The sequence below is a fragment of the Alsobacter metallidurans genome, from assembly GCF_014636935.1.
In the GTDB taxonomy this organism is placed as follows: Bacteria; Pseudomonadota; Alphaproteobacteria; order Rhizobiales; family Beijerinckiaceae; genus Alsobacter; species Alsobacter metallidurans.
Genome location: NZ_BMES01000002.1, coordinates 578,244 through 593,710, shown reverse-complemented (window position 1 = coordinate 593,710; position 15,467 = coordinate 578,244). Strand labels below are relative to the sequence as shown.

At 67.8% G+C, this 15,467-nt stretch carries 16 protein-coding genes; 8 read left to right on the top strand and 8 right to left on the bottom strand.

Features of this window, described 5'->3' with window-relative positions; all coding sequences use genetic code 11:
- Nucleotides 1–63: 63 nt before the first annotated feature.
- Nucleotides 64–327: a hypothetical protein gene (locus IEV99_RS13085; protein ID WP_188518216.1), complete on the top strand. Its 264-nt coding sequence runs from the start codon at nucleotides 64–66 to the stop codon at nucleotides 325–327.
- A 16-nt stretch (nucleotides 328–343) separates the two neighbouring features.
- On the opposite strand, the gene IEV99_RS13080 is transcribed toward IEV99_RS13085, so the two are convergent.
- On the bottom strand, nucleotides 344–730 hold the full coding sequence (locus IEV99_RS13080; protein WP_188518215.1) for a response regulator: 387 nt from the start codon (nucleotides 728–730) through the stop codon (nucleotides 344–346).
- Nucleotides 731–1,076: 346 nt separating this feature from the next.
- Here IEV99_RS13080 and IEV99_RS13075 point away from each other — a divergent pair, with 346 nt between their 5' ends.
- The gene (locus tag IEV99_RS13075) at nucleotides 1,077–2,477 is read left to right on the top strand and encodes a sensor histidine kinase (RefSeq protein WP_188518214.1); all 1,401 of its coding nucleotides are present in this window, start codon (nucleotides 1,077–1,079) and stop codon (nucleotides 2,475–2,477) included.
- Between the two features lie 102 nt (nucleotides 2,478–2,579).
- Nucleotides 2,580–3,263 (top strand): spermidine synthase, encoded by a 684-nt coding sequence (locus IEV99_RS13070; RefSeq protein WP_188518213.1) that lies wholly within the window; start codon nucleotides 2,580–2,582, stop codon nucleotides 3,261–3,263.
- 26 nt (nucleotides 3,264–3,289) lie between these two features.
- Here IEV99_RS13070 and IEV99_RS13065 read toward each other — a convergent pair whose 3' ends face one another.
- Complete coding sequence (locus IEV99_RS13065; RefSeq protein WP_188518212.1) at nucleotides 3,290–4,888, bottom strand: alpha-amylase family glycosyl hydrolase; 1,599 nt, start codon at nucleotides 4,886–4,888, stop codon at nucleotides 3,290–3,292.
- Nucleotides 4,889–5,141: 253 nt separating this feature from the next.
- On the opposite strand from IEV99_RS13065, the gene IEV99_RS13060 reads away from it, so the two are divergent.
- The 3 genes from IEV99_RS13060 to IEV99_RS13050 all read left to right on the top strand — a co-directional run bounded on the left by IEV99_RS13060 (nucleotide 5,142) and on the right by IEV99_RS13050 (nucleotide 6,816).
- Nucleotides 5,142–5,486: a hypothetical protein gene (locus tag IEV99_RS13060; RefSeq protein ID WP_188518211.1), complete on the top strand. Its 345-nt coding sequence runs from the start codon at nucleotides 5,142–5,144 to the stop codon at nucleotides 5,484–5,486.
- A 54-nt stretch (nucleotides 5,487–5,540) separates the two neighbouring features.
- A complete protein-coding gene (locus tag IEV99_RS13055) occupies nucleotides 5,541–6,530 on the top strand; it encodes a hypothetical protein (RefSeq protein WP_188518210.1) in 990 nt (329 codons plus the stop codon).
- A gap of 97 nt (nucleotides 6,531–6,627) precedes the next feature.
- Nucleotides 6,628–6,816, top strand: a complete 189-nt coding sequence (locus IEV99_RS13050) for a hypothetical protein (RefSeq protein ID WP_188518209.1) — start codon at nucleotides 6,628–6,630, stop codon at nucleotides 6,814–6,816.
- Between the two features lie 2 nt (nucleotides 6,817–6,818).
- On the opposite strand, the gene IEV99_RS13045 is transcribed toward IEV99_RS13050, so the two are convergent.
- The 6 genes from IEV99_RS13045 to IEV99_RS13020 form a co-directional block, all read right to left on the bottom strand.
- On the bottom strand, nucleotides 6,819–7,097 hold the full coding sequence (locus tag IEV99_RS13045; RefSeq protein ID WP_188518208.1) for a GNAT family N-acetyltransferase: 279 nt from the start codon (nucleotides 7,095–7,097) through the stop codon (nucleotides 6,819–6,821).
- An 8-nt stretch (nucleotides 7,098–7,105) separates the two neighbouring features.
- On the bottom strand, nucleotides 7,106–7,456 hold the full coding sequence (locus IEV99_RS13040; protein ID WP_188518207.1) for a hypothetical protein: 351 nt from the start codon (nucleotides 7,454–7,456) through the stop codon (nucleotides 7,106–7,108).
- 98 nt (nucleotides 7,457–7,554) lie between these two features.
- Complete coding sequence (locus IEV99_RS13035; protein WP_188518206.1) at nucleotides 7,555–9,978, bottom strand: glucose/quinate/shikimate family membrane-bound PQQ-dependent dehydrogenase; 2,424 nt, start codon at nucleotides 9,976–9,978, stop codon at nucleotides 7,555–7,557.
- A gap of 77 nt (nucleotides 9,979–10,055) precedes the next feature.
- Nucleotides 10,056–10,271, bottom strand: coding sequence for a hypothetical protein (locus tag IEV99_RS13030; RefSeq protein ID WP_188518205.1), 216 nt, complete (start codon nucleotides 10,269–10,271; stop codon nucleotides 10,056–10,058).
- An 84-nt stretch (nucleotides 10,272–10,355) separates the two neighbouring features.
- Nucleotides 10,356–11,876 (bottom strand): anthranilate synthase component I, encoded by a 1,521-nt coding sequence (gene trpE, locus IEV99_RS13025; RefSeq protein WP_188518204.1) that lies wholly within the window; start codon nucleotides 11,874–11,876, stop codon nucleotides 10,356–10,358.
- Between the two features lie 7 nt (nucleotides 11,877–11,883).
- On the bottom strand, nucleotides 11,884–13,785 hold the full coding sequence (locus IEV99_RS13020) for a SurA N-terminal domain-containing protein (RefSeq protein ID WP_188518203.1): 1,902 nt from the start codon (nucleotides 13,783–13,785) through the stop codon (nucleotides 11,884–11,886).
- 187 nt (nucleotides 13,786–13,972) lie between these two features.
- Between IEV99_RS13020 and tpiA the strand changes: the two genes are divergently transcribed.
- Together tpiA and secG are read left to right on the top strand one after the other, a co-directional pair.
- On the top strand, nucleotides 13,973–14,734 hold the full coding sequence (gene tpiA / locus IEV99_RS13015) for a triose-phosphate isomerase (protein WP_188518202.1): 762 nt from the start codon (nucleotides 13,973–13,975) through the stop codon (nucleotides 14,732–14,734).
- Between the two features lie 153 nt (nucleotides 14,735–14,887).
- Nucleotides 14,888–15,292, top strand: coding sequence for a preprotein translocase subunit SecG (gene secG / locus IEV99_RS13010; protein WP_188518201.1), 405 nt, complete (start codon nucleotides 14,888–14,890; stop codon nucleotides 15,290–15,292).
- Nucleotides 15,293–15,467 lie beyond the last annotated feature (175 nt).

The following is a 15,467-nucleotide window of genomic DNA, read 5'->3' as shown; positions in this document are numbered from 1 at the left end:
GTGCTTTCCTGCACTCATGAGTTGATTACGCCCGGCGGCGGAGCCGGTGCGCCAGGAGGCTTGATGACGATGAGCGACGTTCAGTCCGACAGCGCGCGGCAGCGGGAGACGCTGCTCAAAGAAGGCATGCGGTCCATGTGGACGCACGCGCTGGGCCGAACCGTGCTGGATCTCATCCGCGTCGACAAGCTGGACGCCAGGGAATTGTTGGAAGAGCTCGAGCGCCGCCTGTCCGACGCGCGGCATGAGCCCGCTCAGTCGCTCCGCTCGGAAGCATTCGACGAAGCGCTGATCCGACTGCGCGAGGCGATGGCCGAGGCGGCCTGAGCGCGACAGGCAACCGTCAGGCGACGGATCGCGCTTCCGTTTGTGTCAACAACTCCCGAACTTTGTAGGGCAGCAGCCGCCAGTTGACGGGCTTGCTGACGAAAGACGAGGCCCCGAGGCTTCGCGCCATGTCGATGGCGTGAAGGTCCTTGCGGCCACTGACGACCAGCACCGGGACGCTTGCATGCGTGGCGGACGAGCGGATGTGCCGGATCAGCGACAGGCCGTCCAGCTTGCCCATGTCGATGTCGGTGACCACGAGGTCGAACCGGCGCGACTGCATCGCCCGCACAGCTTCTTCGCCCGACAGGGCGCCATGCACCTCGGTTTCCGGTCCCGACAGAAAACCCTTGGCCAACTCGCCCATGAAGGGGTCGTCGTCGACCATCAGAATGTGCTGCATCACTTTGGCCTTCTGGCTCGACTCACGCGGCCTTCACGAGGCTCGTTCACGGTTGAACGTGGCGGACATAGATTGCCGTGAGGTTTATCCCGGCGCTGGTTGGTGCTGGCTTTCGTGTTGATGGTTATCAAGTCAGGGAATGGCAGCCCAGGTTTTCGGGCGCATCGCCATTCTTGACCGCTGCTTCACGGCGCTCACTTTGTCCGATGCGACTCCACGCCTGCAACGGTGGTGCGGTCGATTGCCCCTCAATACTCGCGAAACTTGCTTGACGCGCGGGATAGGACGATCAAACTCCCGGAAATCCGCATAATACTGGCAGTATGCTTTGGGGTGGTGCGCCGGAATGGAAGCTGATCTGGTTGAGCGGCTCAGCGCCAGCGAGGAGCGGCTGCGACTCGCCTTGGAGGCGACCGGGCTCGGCACCTGGGACTATGACATCGAACAAGATCGCAACGTCTGGTCGTCCGAGTTCAGGGCCATCATCGGGATCGAGGCTGATGGTCCGGCCAACCGCACCGTGTTCGCCGGCGTGATTCATCCCGACGACCATGCCTGGGTCATGCAGCGCTATCAGGATACCTACGCGCCGGATGGTCCGGATCGTTATGACGCTGAATTTCGCATCGTGAGGCCTTCCGGCGCCGAACGATGGGTCGTGGCACGGGGAAGGATCATCCGGGACGCGGCGGGCCGTGCGGTGCGGGGCATCGGCACCCTGCACGACGTCACCGATCGCAAACGCTCGGAGCTCGCCCTGCGGGCCAGCGAAGGCCGACTTCGCGCAACCCACGAGAACGCCGCGGTAGGCATTGCCGAACTGGGCGCGGACGGCCGGATCAAATCGGTGAACGAGGCGCTATGCCGGATCACGGGTTACGCGCGCGAGGAAATGCTCGGGGCGCAGAACTTCACCTTCGTATCGGATCGCGGCTTCGCCGAGCAGGACGAAGCGTTGTTCCGGCGCCAGCGCGCCGGCGAAATCGAGAGCTATGAGTTGGAGAAGAAAATCTCCACCAAGGGAGGCGAAGAGCGCTGGACGCATGTGTCAAGCACCAGCGTCCGCAGCGGGACAGGGGAGTTCCTCTACGCGGTGCGCGTCGTGCAGGACATCACGGACCTGAAAACCGCGGCCAACCAGCGGGAGATGCTGCTGGCGGAGCTCAATCACCGGGTCAAGAACAGCCTCGCGGTGGTGATGGGCATGATCACGCAGACGATCAAGGGATCGGAGACGTTCGCGGATTTCCGGTCGGCGATCGAAGGGCGGATCATGGCGCTGAAGAACTCCTACGAGCTGCTGAGCGATTCCAGCTGGGACGGAGCCGATCTAGGCGCCTTGCTTGAAGTGGAGCTTAAGGCCTTTGGCATCGCCGACCAGGCGCGCTGGCGCGTGCTGGGGCCGCCCGCCCAGCTCGGACCCAAGCAGGTGGTTCCGGTGGCGCTGATCTTCCATGAGCTGGCCACCAATGCGGTGAAGCACGGGGCGCTGGCCACGCCGGACGGCTCCGTGAACATCAGCTGGACGGTCGATCGCGAGGAGAGTGGCGCGCGCGTGCGCCTGTTCTGGCGCGAGAGCGCGAGCTCGGGAGGCGCCGGCTCCGATCGTCCGCGGCGAAAGGGCTTCGGCTCCACGCTGATCGGGCTGTGCGCCGAGCGCGAACTTCAGGGCGTCTACGAGAGCGCGTTCAGCCCAGCTCTGGAAGCTTCGCTCGAATTTCCGCTGCGCGTCGCGGCCGCCGCGTAGGCGTTAGCCGGACCCGGCTTGCCCGACGGTATGGCCAAGCGCCCGATGCGCCTGTAAGGGGACGGGCCTGTGGCAGCGGAGCCGCGATGACGGGCCAGAACGATGATCCCCTGGGAACTGTTGGGCACAGCCGAGATGCCGGGCGAAGGCGGCCAACTGCGTCTCATGCGGCGCGGCGGCGAGTATGCCATTCGGCTCGGGCACACCGAACTGATGAACAGCCGGCTTAGCGGTTCGGAGGAGGCGCTGGCCACGCTGGCCTGCGCGCGGGTAGCGCCAGGTAAGAAGCCCCGCATCCTCGTCGGCGGGCTCGGCATGGGGTTCACGCTCCGGGCCGCCCAGAAGGCGTTGCCGCCGGCCGCCGCGATCGATGTCGCCGAGCTTGTGCCGGAGGTCGTCGACTGGGCGCGTGGCCTGATGGCGGACGTGTTCGGCGACAGCCTCGTTGATCCGCGCGTGTCCGTGCTCGTCGGGGACGTCTTGGCGATCATGCGCAAGGCGACGCGCACCTACGACGCAATTCTGCTCGATGTCGACAACGGGCCGGAGGGGCTGACCCGCAGCGACAATGACGCGATCTACGAGCAGCGCGGGCTCGCGGATGCGCTTGCGGCGCTTCGGCCCGGCGGAGTGCTGGCGGTGTGGTCAGCCGCTCCGGACCGCTTTTTCGGCGCGCGCCTGAAGAGGGTCGGCTTTGCGGTGGAGGAGATCACCGTCAAGGCCGATCGCGGCAAGCGCGGCGCCAAGCACGTGATCTGGCTCGCGTCCCGCCCCGGCCGGCCGTGACCCTGGCGACAGGCCAGCGTCCGCCGTCAGGCGACCGCCACGGCCCTGGCGCGCCGCGGCCGCGCGATGGAGCGGTCCAGCAGCTGGAAGCCCCAGCCGGGCAGGATTACGGCCGGGCCCGCTTCGAGGCTTAGCGTCCGTCGCTCGTCCGACAGGTTGAACAGACACAGCGTGCGGCGGTCGCCGAGGACACGTTCAAAGCCCACCAGCGGCGCATCCAGGCTCATCGGCGCGAGGCTTCCGTGTTTGATCTCGGGCGTGTCCCGCCGCCAGTGCAGAAGAGCACGCCAGTGGGCGAGGGGGCTTTCCGGGTCCCGTTCCTGCCGATCCGCCGCGCAGCCGCCGTGGCCCTGCCCGAAAGGCAGCCATGGCGCGGCGTCCGAGAAGCCGAAGCCGCGTTCCTCGGCGCTCCATGGCATGGGCGTGCGCGAGCCGTCGCGGCCCTTGAACTCCGGCCAGAACGCGATTCCAAAAGGATCACGCAGCTGGTCATGCGTCAGCTCGGCTTCCGTCAGGCCCAGCTCCTCGCCCTGGTACACGCAAAGCTGGCCCCGCAGCGCGGCCTGGAAGGCCGCGACCAGCGCGAGCTTGCGCCGGTCGACCTTTCCGTCCGTCATGCACCAGCGGGACGCGACCCGCATCGTATCGTGGTTGCTGAAAGCCCAGCAGGGGGAGCTGTCCGTGCGGGCGGCTTCCAGGATGAAGCTGTTCGCGGCTTGCGCGTCAAAGGGCCCGCGCATGGGCGCCAGCGTATAGGCGGTCTGTAGCGGGCCCGCCGGGCCCGTATAGGCGGCGATGCGGCCAAACGCGCCGGGCTGGCTGGAAACTTCGCCAAGCAACAGGGCTCCGCCGCGCGCTTCCGTAAACGTGCGCAGGAGATGCAGAAAGCCCTCGCCTTCGGGATGCAGCATGTCGTTTTCGTGCCGTTGCATGCCGAAGAGCTTGGCGGGCGCATCGCCGGGATCGACGCCGGCGGCCGGATTCGAGCGCAGCGCGGGATCGTGGCCGAGGAAGTCGATGGCGTCGAGCCGGAGGCCGTCAACGCCGCGATCGAGCCAGAAGCCCGCGACATCCAGAAGCGCTGCTTGGACGTCGGGGTGTCGCGTGTCCAGCGAAGGCTGCTGGGCGAGGAAGTGGTGCAGGTAGTATTGCCGGCGGCGCGGCTCCCAGCTCCACGCCGGGCCGCTGAACACCGAAAGCCAGTTGTTGGGCGGCCCGCCGTCAGGCTGCGGATCGGCCCAGGTGAACCAGTCGGCCTTGGGATTGAGCCGGTCGGCGCGGCTGGCCCGAAACCAGGGATGCCGGTCCGAGACGTGGCCCACAACAAAATCGACCAGCACGCGCAGCCCGAGAGCGTGCGCGCGGGCGATAAACCGGTCCGCATCCTCCAGCGTGCCGAAGAGCGGATCGACGGCCTTGTGATCGGCCACGTCGTAGCCGAAGTCGCACATGGGCGAGACGTAAAAGGGCGACAGCCACACGGCGTCGGCGCCGAGCGCCGCGACGTGATCCAGCCTGCGGGTCGCGCCAGCGAGATCGCCGACGCCATCGCCATTCGTATCCAGGAAGCTGCGCGGGTAGATCTGATAGATCGTCGCCCCGCGCCACCAGTTCCGGTCGCTCATGCGCAGCCCCAGTTCGCGGGCGGGTTGAGAGTTTCGCCCATTGGTTGAATTAGATCCGAGATCATGTGAATCGGAAGTGAACACCGGATCGCGCCGCCCGCTCGGCTGGCTTTTCGGTGGATAGCGCATGGCTGTTTGCCGTAGCCGCCCCCCGCATCGGGACGTGCGCGCGAGCACAGCGGTCCGAAGCGCCCCTCGTTACACTCCGCCCTTGTTCAGAGCCCGTAACGGCATCTCCGGAAGGAGTCGCGTCATGCGATGCTCTTTGGTACGCCTTGGAGCGACAGCGTTTTGCCTGCTCGCCAGCCTTGGCCCAAGCCGCGCCTGCGAGCTGTCGGCGATCGAGCTGCGGCTGTCGGCGGCGGACGACCACCTGTTCTGGTCGGAATTCTGGAATGACACGGACCCGCAGGAAGCCGCCGCCGAGCTCGGTTATTGCGCCCATGAACTCAGGCAGGCGATCCGCCTCGCGCAGGATCCCGACTGCGACAAGTCCCGCCGGAGCGCCCTTCTCGGCCAGATCGCCTCGCGCCGGCTCACGTCGGTCCGTCTGGCGGTGTCGCGCATGACCACGAAGGACGTCGCCGAACGGCGTTGACGCCCCGGAGGAACAAGCGCCCGCGCCGACCGTTTCCTGCGCGGAGGTCGCCGCATGACACGCCACGCCAGCTTTCGAATCCTTGCGCTCAGCGCCACGGCTTTGTTGAGCTTCGCGCCACACGTAAGAGCGCAGACCAGCGCGCCGCAGACCAGCGCCCCGCAGACGGCCGCGCCTGCGGCATCCACGCAGAACGCGTCTTTCAAGGCGGCGTTGAAGCAGTTCTGCCCGACCAAGAACCTCGAGTTCCTGAAGCCTGACACGCTCGCAAAGGCGACCGACGATTTCGTGGCGGCGCTCCCGGCCGAGAAGCGCTCCCAGGTGGTCCAGTTGGCGCATCCCGGCGTCGCTGCCTGCGCGGGCTCGGCTGATGAATCCTGCCGCACCGCGGCGGTGCTGGGCAGTGTGCGCTATCTTGATCTCAGCGTGCCATTGGCGCAGAGCGTTTGCAGCCTTAAGGTCGCCTGCCGCGATTGGTTCGATTGCTCGGCCGAGCAGGCCGCAGTGGCGACGGCGCCGGCTCCGCCGGCGGAGCCTCCGGTCGTCGCTCCCGCGCCGGAGCCCCGGCCCAGCGACCTCGCGCAAAATCCTCAAACCGTCGAGCCGGACGAAGAAGGCCCGCCCACACCGGCGCCTCGGCCCGCGCCCGCACGGCCCCGAACCGCGCAGGCTCCGCAGGACCTCGAGACCGCCGCGACGCCGCGCCCGAGCGCGCCGGAAGGCGGCGGGACTGCACGAGATGCGGTGGCGGGGTTCTATGGCGCGCTCGGGCGAGGCGACGGCATCGACGCGGCGCATTTCCTGATTCCCGAGAAGCGGGGGCGTGGGCCTTTCTCGGCGCAGGCCATGAGCCGCTTCTATGGCGGGATGCGCCGTCCCCTGCGGCTGGAAGGCGTGTGGCAGGTCGGGCCCTCGACCGTGCGGGCGCGGTATAACTTCGTGGCCCGCGACGGATCGCGCTGCGACGGGCAGGCGGTGATCTCCGTTCGTGAAACCGCGGCCGGCTCTCAGATCGAGAGCATCCGGGCGCTGTCGGGCTGCTAGAGCTTGAGAGCTAACGCGATCGCGCGCATTCGAGCGGTTTCGGCAAGACCGCGGTCACAAAGGTCTGTTGCACTCGGTTAAGCCGAAGGAGTGCGCCATGACCCGAATGGACGCCATGATCAGCCCGGAGTTTCAAAGCCGCCGCCGAATCCGGCGACCGCCGAAGCTGCGGATAAGCTGGTTCCGCTTTCAGCCGTCACGGACGGTGTTTTTCGCCGGAGTGGTCGTGCCCGCCTGTGCGGCGGGTGGTTATGGGCTGGGCGAGCTGATCCGTTTGCTGCGGTAGCGTCAGGCGGAAAGGTCCGCGTATTCCGGGTTCTGCGCGATGTATTCCCGCACGAACGGACAGGCGGGATTTACTTTCTTGCCGGTTTGCCGGATCTCGTCGAGCACCCGGGCCACCAGCTCGCCGCCGACGCCACGGCCGCGCAGCGCGCGGGCAACTTCGGTATGATAGACCGCAAGTCGGTCCCCACGCTCCTCATAGAGGGCGTGGGCGACCGGGCCGGTCTCGTCCTTCAAATCGAAGCGGCGTCGCGCGTGATCATGGACGAGCGTGTAGGTCATCGCGTCGCTCAGTTGCAGACGCGAACGCGACGGATGATCGGGCGGCCCCAGGCGTCGTAGACGCGCTGACGCTCGATGAAGCAGTCGCTGTAGCCATAGCCGTAGGCCGGCGCGTAGCCGTAACCATAGCCGCCGCCGTAGGCCGGGGCCGCCAAGGCGCCGAGCGCCAGGCCGCCGACCAGGCCGGCCGCAGCCGCGCCGCCATAGCCCCAGCCGCCGCCACGGTGGTGATAACCGCCGTAGTAGCCGCCGCGGTGGTATCCTCCGTGGCGCCACTGCGCCTCGGCGGGGGCCGAGATCACGGCGGTCGCCGCGAGGGCCGAAAAGGCCAGCAGAGCCTTGCGAGTGTTCGAGACCATTGGGTTCTCCTCTCGAATACGCTTGTCGAGAGATCAACGTTTGGGCGCGTCGCGCGTTCCGGCGGCTCAGCCTGGGGGCCAGGATGCCGCAGCCCGGGTTATTGGGGTAGCGCGTAGGCGATAACGGAGTCGCCTGTCTTGGTGCCCAGCGATCCATGGCCGCCCGCCACCACCACGACGAACTGCCGTCCGCTCGCGGGCGAGCGGTAGGACATCGGCGTCGCCTGCCCGCCGGCCGGGAGGCGATCCTGCCAGAGCGTGCGGCCGGTGGTGAGGTCGTAGGCCCGGACATAGTAGTCTAGCGTGGAGGTGAGGAAGGCGACGCCGCCAGCCGTGACGATCGGGCCGCCCAGGCTGGGCACGCCCATCTTGAAGGGCAGGGGGATCGGGGACAGGTCCCGCACCGTGCCGTTTTTCAGCTTGTAGGTCACCTTGCCGCTGCGCAGGTCCAGACCGGCGACATAGCCCCAAGGCGGCGCCTGGCAGGGGAAGCCGACCGGCGACAGGAAAGGGTTCAGCTCCACCGCGTAAGGCGTGCCGTGCATCGGGTTTGCGCCGCTCTCGTCGGCCTTGGAGCCGGCTACGTCGGACCCGCCCGCAGGGGTCTGGACATTCTCGCGCTTGCCCTGCTCGGCCAGCTTTTCGCGCGGAATGAGCCGGCTGAGGAAGGCCATGTAGTCCGGGTTGGCGAAGGCGACCTGCCGGACGGGGTCGACGGCGACGCCACCCCAGTCGATCACGCCGAAATTGCCCGGAAACACGATGGAGCCCTGCAGCGAGGGCGGCGTGAACATGCCGTCGTAACGCAGTGAGCGAAACTTGATGCGGCAGGCGAGCTGGTCGAACATGGTCGCGCCCCACATGTCGCGTTCCTCGATGTTGCGCTCGGGTCCGAGCGTCAGCGCCGAGAAGGGCTGGGTGGGGGAGGTGAAGTCCGGCGCCACCGCGCCCGCGGGCACGGGCCGTTCCTCGACCGGGATGATGGGCTTGCCGGTTCGCCGGTCGAGCACATAGATGTCGCCCCGCTTGGTGGACTGCACCAGCGCCGGGACCTTGCCTTCGGGCCGGTCGAGGTCGAGCAGGCTCGGCTGCGAGGGCACGTCCATGTCCCACAGGTCGTGGTGCACGGTCTGGAACACCCAGCGCAGCTTGCCGGTCGCGATCTCGAGCGCGACGATCGAGGCCGAAAACTTCTCGGTGTTCTCGCTGCGGCCGACGCCCCACTGGTCGGGGGTCTGGTTGCCGAGCGGAATATAGATGAGGCCGAGCTCCTCGTCGGCGCTGGAGACGATCCAGCTGTTCGGCGAGTTCTTCGTGTAGAACTGGCCGGCCGGCAGCGGGTCGGTCGCGTCCGGGTTGCCGGGGTCCCAGTTCCACATCAGGCGGCCAGTGTTGACGTCGTAGGCGCGGATCACACCCGACGGCTCGCTCGTCGAGAAGTTGTCAGTGACCTCGCCGGCGATGATTACGAGGTTGCGCGTCACCACGGGCGGCGACGTCGAGTAGTACATGCCGCTGCGCGCCTCCGGCATGCCGGTCCACAGGTCGACGGCGCCATTCTGGCCGAACCCCGCGCAGGGCTGTCCGGTCTTGGCGTCGAGCGCAATCAGGCGCGCGTCAGCGGTGGGCAGGAAGATGCGCTGCGGGCATTCTCCGTCCGGGCTCGCCGCGCGGTCGCCGGCGTCGTGGTAGGACACGCCGCGGCAGGTGAGGTGCTGGAGGTTGATTTTCTGGTCGATCTTGGGATCGTATTTCCACTTTTCGCGGCCCGTCTCGGCGTCCAGCGCAATCGCCCAGTCGTGCGGAGTGCAGATATAGACCGTGTCGCCAATCTTCAGCGGCGTCAGTTCGTAGGTGGTCTCTTTGGGGTCGTTCGGACCCTTTTTGTCACCCGTGTGATAGGTCCAGGCGACCTTCAGGTTCTTGACGTTGTCGGGCGTGATCTGCGCCAGTGGCGAGTAACGATCCCCGAAATTCGAACGGCCGTAGCCGCGCCAGTCTCCGTCCGGCACGCCAGCGTAATCGGCCGGGCGCGGCCCGGCCGCCGTCGGCAACTCGCCGTGGCGGTCGTGGTATTCGCGCGTCAACGCGACCGCGCCGACCACGGTTGCGGCCAGGAGCGCCAGCGTGAGCGGGAGCCCTGCGCCGCGCCATGGCGCCCAGCCGAGCCGACGATCGGGGTCGGTAAGACCGCCCAGGATCCACGGGGTCAAAAGCAAAATGCCTACCAGGAAAACGATGTCGCCCCGCGGCGCTAGCTGCCACCAGTCGAAGCCGATCTCCCACACCGCCCAGGCGAGCGTGCCGAGAACAATGGCGGCGTAGACCCACAACCCCGCGGTCTGTCGGGCCACGAGCAGGAAGCCTGTCGCCGCAAAGCCAAGGCCGGCCAGGAGGTAGTACCAGGAACCGCCTTTGAGGATCAGCCAACCGCCGGCGCCCGCCACTGCGAGACCCACTAGAGCGATCAGGCCCCCGAACACGACAAGAGGCCAGCCCGGCCTGGTGATTGGGCGCGCCATGGCGGCCTCCTTGGCTGCTGCATCGCAACCAAAAGCGGCAAGCCGCCGCTACCGTTCCACGCCAAATCGTTTCAGCGTCAAGCGGCGGGCCGAACTGCCGTGGGCTCACCAAAATGCGGCGGCGCAGCTGCGTCGTCGACGCATCGGCTGATACGACGCGCCGCTTCCTGCGGCGGAATGCGATCGACGAACCAGTCACGCAACACAAGCCGATCGGGGTGGACCAGGTGACGCTGGCCGTCCTGGCAGTGCCGGGCTACGGCCTCCAGCCATTGCGAAAAGCAATTCTGCATCGAAGGCGCTCCGCTTTCTGCGAAGGGCGGATTGCGCCACTCAACTCGGACGAAAGCATGGCGCCGCATTGCGAGATGGAGGCGCTACTGGCCTCGCCGCGCGACGCTGGCGAAGCGCACGGCTTCCTCGGCGGCGCGGAACAGGGCCTTAGCCTTGTTGACGCATTCCTGCTGCTCGGAGGCCGGGTCGCTGTCGTAGACGATGCCGGCGCCGGCCTGCACAAACATCCTGCCATCCTTCACCACGGCGGTGCGCAGCACGATGCAGGTGTCCATTTCGCCGTTCGCGCCGAAATAGCCGATGCAGCCGGCATAGATGCCCCGCTTGTCCTTCTCGAGCTCGTCGATGATCTGCATCGCGCGCACCTTGGGGGCGCCCGAGACCGTGCCGGCCGGGAAGCCCGCCACCAGCGCGTCAAGCGCATCGTGCTCCTTGGCGAGCACGCCCTCGACGTTGGAGACGATGTGCATCACCTGGCTGTAGCGCTCCAGGAAAAAGCTGTCCGTCACCGTGACGGTGCCGATTTCGGCGACGCGGCCAACGTCGTTGCGGCCGAGGTCGAGCAGCATCAGATGCTCGGCGCGCTCCTTCTCGTCGGCTAGCAACTCCTCGCCGAGCGCCTTGTCCAGCGCGGGCGTTGCGCCCCGCGGCCGGGTGCCGGCGATCGGCCGGATCGTGACCTTGCCGTCGCGCGCGCGGACGAGAATCTCGGGCGACGAGCAGACGATCTGGAAGCCGCCGAAATCGAGGTAGCACAGGAACGGGGCGGGGTTGACGCGGCGCAGCGCGCGGTACAGCGACAAAGCCGGAAGCTCGAACGGCGCCTCGAAGCGCTGCGACAACACGACCTGGAAAATGTCCCCGGCGCGGATGTACTCCTTGGCCCGCGCGACCATCGCCTCGTACTCGGCGGGCGCCGTGTTGGACCGGCCAGCCTGGGCCAGCATCTCAGCCGGCGCGGCGGCGGTGGCAGAGGGCAGGGGGCCTTCGAGCGCGGCCACGACTTTGTCGATGCGCTCCAGCGCGATCTCATAGGCGGCTTTGGCGCTCTGGCCGGCGCGCGGGCGAACCGGGCTCAGCACCGCGATCTCATCCCGCACGGCGTCGAATACAACCATGACTGTGGGGCGCACCAGCACGGCGTCAGGGACGCCGAGAACGTCGGGGTTCGGGTCGCCAATCCGCTCCATGTGGCGGACCATGTCGTAGCCGAGATAGCCGAATACGCCCGCCGCCATGGGGGGCAACTCGTCCGTGAACGGAACGGCGCTTTCGGCCAGCAAACTGCGCAGCGCGTCGAGCGGCGGCTCGATGCAGAGCTCGAAGGCCTCGGGCTCGTCCAGCGCGACGCGGTTGATCTCCGAGACCTGCCCCTCGCAACGCCAGATCAGGTCCGGCGACAGGCCAATCATCGAATAACGGCCGCGAACGGCGCCGCCTTCCACAGATTCCAGCAGGAAGCGCGGGCCTTCATGCCGCTCCGCCAGCTTCAGAAACGCCGAGACGGGCGTCTCGAGATCGCCGACGAGGGCAGTTCGCAGGATCTGCGGCCTGCCGTCGTCGTAAATCCGGGCAAACGCCTCGAAGCTGGGCTGGAGCGTCATACCACCCTCAGAACTGCCCGCCGCCGATCGCCTGGCGCAGCACGGCGTCGTTCACGCCCGTGCCGATCTCCTGCTGCATCTTCTGGACGTAGACGTTGAGCATGTCGTCGCCGATGGCAAGGCGGATCTGCTCGTCGAGCTGCACCACGGACTGTTGGGTCGCGATCAGCGGCGGCACTTCCGCGCCATCGACCCGGATCACAAGGCGCTCCTGCGGGTTTGCTCCCAGCGCGCTTGCGGCCTTGCCCACCGGAGTGGCGAAGACCTGCGCTACGGCCGGCTGGGACAGGCCGCCGGCCGCGCCCTGACGCTTCACGTCCTTTGCGGTTTTCACCTCGACGCCCAGCTCGGTCGCGACCGCCTCGAGCGCCATACCGCCGTTGATCTTCTTCACCGCGTCGGAGGCCTTGGCGGCGATGCGGTTGCCAATCTCGTCGGCTTTCCAAGCCGCCTCGACCTCGGCCTTGACCTCGTCGAGCTTGCGCTCGCGGCCGGCCTCGATCCCGTTGATCTCGAACCAGACATAGCCGCCGTCGCGCGTGGAGACGGCCTCGTTGTCGACGCCGACGTCAGACGCAAAGGCGGACTTCAGCACGGCCTCGCGGTCCGCGATGTCCACCGGCTTGCCGGCCTTGTCGCGTCCGGCGCGGTCCACCTCAACCTGGCGGGCGTTCAGCTTCACGTCGCGGGCGATGTCGGCCAGCGGCTTGGCGGAGGCGCGCTGGTCCTCGATCTTGTCATGCACGTCCTGGACGGCGTCCCGGGCGCGGCCCCGTGCGATCTCGGTCTTGATCTCGGCGGAGACCTCGGCGAGCGGCTTCACGGTTTCGGGCTGGATCTCGCCGACGCGCACCAGAACGAAGCCGAAGCGACCCTCGACCGGCTCGCTCACCGCATTGGCCGGCAGCGCGAAGGCGGCGTCCGCCACCTTGGGGTCGATGATGGCGTCCTTGGTCACCAGGCCGAGATCGAGATCCTGCGCCGGAATGTTGCGCTCCTGCGCGATCGCGTCGAAGCCCGTCCCGGACTTGATGCGTTCGGACGCCGCCTTCGCATCGTCGGCGGTCGGGAACACGATCTGCTGGACGGAGCGCTTCTCGGGCGCGCCGTAGCGGGACTTGTTGCGGTCGTAGAACGCCTGCGTCTCGCCGTCCGACACCTGATCGGGCTTGGCCACGTCGGCCGGGCTCAAGGTCATCAGCGTAACCTTGCGGTATTCGGGGGCGCGGAACGCGGTTTTCTGGCCATCGAAAAAGGCCTGCAGGGTGGCGGCGTCCGGCGCGGCGACCTCGCCGGCCTTGTCGGCGCCGATCGCCACAAAGCTGACGGTGCGCGTCTCGTTCTGGTAGCGGTGCACCGCCTCGCGCAGGACGCCCGGCACGGGGGCGTTGCCCCCGATCGTGTCGGCCAGCTGCTGGCGCAGATACACGGCGCGCTGCGCGCGCACGAAGCCCTGCTCTGTGAACCCCTGGTTGCGGATGGCGTCGTTGAACGCGTTGCGGTCGAACTGGCCGTTGGCGCCCTTGAAGGTGGGATCGGCGAAAATCGCCTTGGCGATGGTGGCGTCCGAGATCGCGAGGCCATAGGCCTTCACGCGGTCGTCCAGCGTCGCCTCGGTCATCATCTTGGAGAGAACCTGGCGGTCGAGGCCCACGGCGCGCGCCTCGTCATTGGTGACGGCCCGGCGGATCCGGCGCGAGAGCTGCTGGATCTCGTTTTGGTAGGCGTCGCGATAGGCCTGGGCGCTGATCTGCGTCGAGCCCACATGGGCGACGTTTGTCTGACCCGATGTGCGCAGCATGTCGCCGATGCCCCAGACGCCGAAGCTGAGGATCAGGAAGCCGAACAGAACGGCCACGACGATGCGTCCGAGCCAGCTTTGTCCGGCCTTGCGCATTCCTGACATCATGGGCGACGGATCCTTGCAACGTGAAAAGGGCGCCGGCGCGAGCCGGGTCAAGCGCGCTTCATAGTCCAGACCGGCCCGGGAGGCGACCCCTTTTGCGGGGCGCCGCCGGCGGATGTCCACCTTCGACGCACTTCCGGGCTCGCTCGGGTTCTGCTATCCGCCCTGAGCACAGATCAGGGAGAGAAGCATGACCGCGCGCCCGCGCCCCCTCGTTGCCGGCAACTGGAAGATGAACGGCCTTCGGCCGGCGCTCAACGAGCTCGCCGCCATGGGGGGCGCCTATGACGGCGCGCTCAGGCGCAAGGTGGACCTGCTGGTTTGTCCCCCGGCCACATTGGTCTATGTCGCGGCCGCGGCGGCGGTCGGCACGGGCGTAGCCATTGGCGGGCAGGACTGCCACGCCAAGGAGAACGGCGCGCACACGGGCGACGTTTCAGCCGAGATGCTCGCCAATGCGGGCGCGAGCCATGTGATCGTCGGGCATTCCGAGCGGCGCACCGACCATAAGGAGAGTGACGCCGTCGTAAAGGCGAAGGCCGAGGCGGCCTGGCGCGCGGGCTTGGTCGCCATCGTTTGCGTCGGCGAGACCAAGGAAGAGCGCGAGGCCGGGCGCACGCTCGCAATCGTGAAACGCCAACTGCGGGGCTCGATCCCGGAAGGCGCGACGGCGGACACCTTGGTGGTGGCCTATGAGCCGGTGTGGGCCATCGGCACCGGGCTGACGCCGACAGCGAAGGACGTCGAGGAGGTGCACGCCTCCATCCGCGCCGAACTGCGCAAGATCATCGGCAAGGACGAGTCGCCGCTGGTGCGCATCCTGTATGGCGGCTCGGTGAAGCCCTCCAATGCGGTCGAGCTGATGGGCGTCGCAAACGTGGACGGCGCGCTCGTAGGCGGCGCGAGCCTGAAGGCCGCTGACTTCCTGGGGATTGCGGCGGCTTACCGCTGAGGCGGTTGCGCGTCGGAGGGATGATCCCCATCTTGGCGCCAGCGCTCAGGGCGTGCTAAACGCCCACCCGACAGTTCGGCCGGGACCGCCTTCATCGTGATGGCGATGCCCCCGGCCTTTTGGCTTGTATACGGCTTCGGCCCGGAAGGACCCATGCAGCAGGTTCTGATCGTCATCCACCTGATCGTGGTGCTCTCGCTCGTGGGCGTGATTCTCCTCCAGCGGTCCGAAGGCGGCGCGCTTGGCGGCTTGTCGGGCGGCGGCGGCGTGTCGGGGTTCATGACCGGCCGCGGACAGGCCAACGCGTTGACCCGCGCCACTGCGATCCTGGGCGCGATATTTTTCGCCACCAGCCTGATCCTGGCCATCCTGGCCGGCGCCAACCGGGCGCCGAAGTCGATCCTCGACACGAACGCGCCCGCAGGCGCGCCGGCCGCTCCCGCACAGGCGCCGTCAGGCGGCGTGCTCGACCAGCTGAACCGCCTGCAGAACCAGCAGGCTCCGGCGGCGCCGGCTCCGGCCGCCCCTGCAGCCCCGGCCCCCGCGCCGGCGCAGTAACGAGACGACACGAGGGCCGGGCGACCGGCCCTCTCGCTTTGAAGAGAGGCGAGGGCCCTGGCCCTCCAACATGAACAGGCCGGCGCCCGGGCGGGCGCCGGGTCGTTTTCTGTGGAGAGCCCCCGGTCGGGCTCGGTTGCGGCCTCGCCAAATCGGCCGCGACGGACTAGATGGA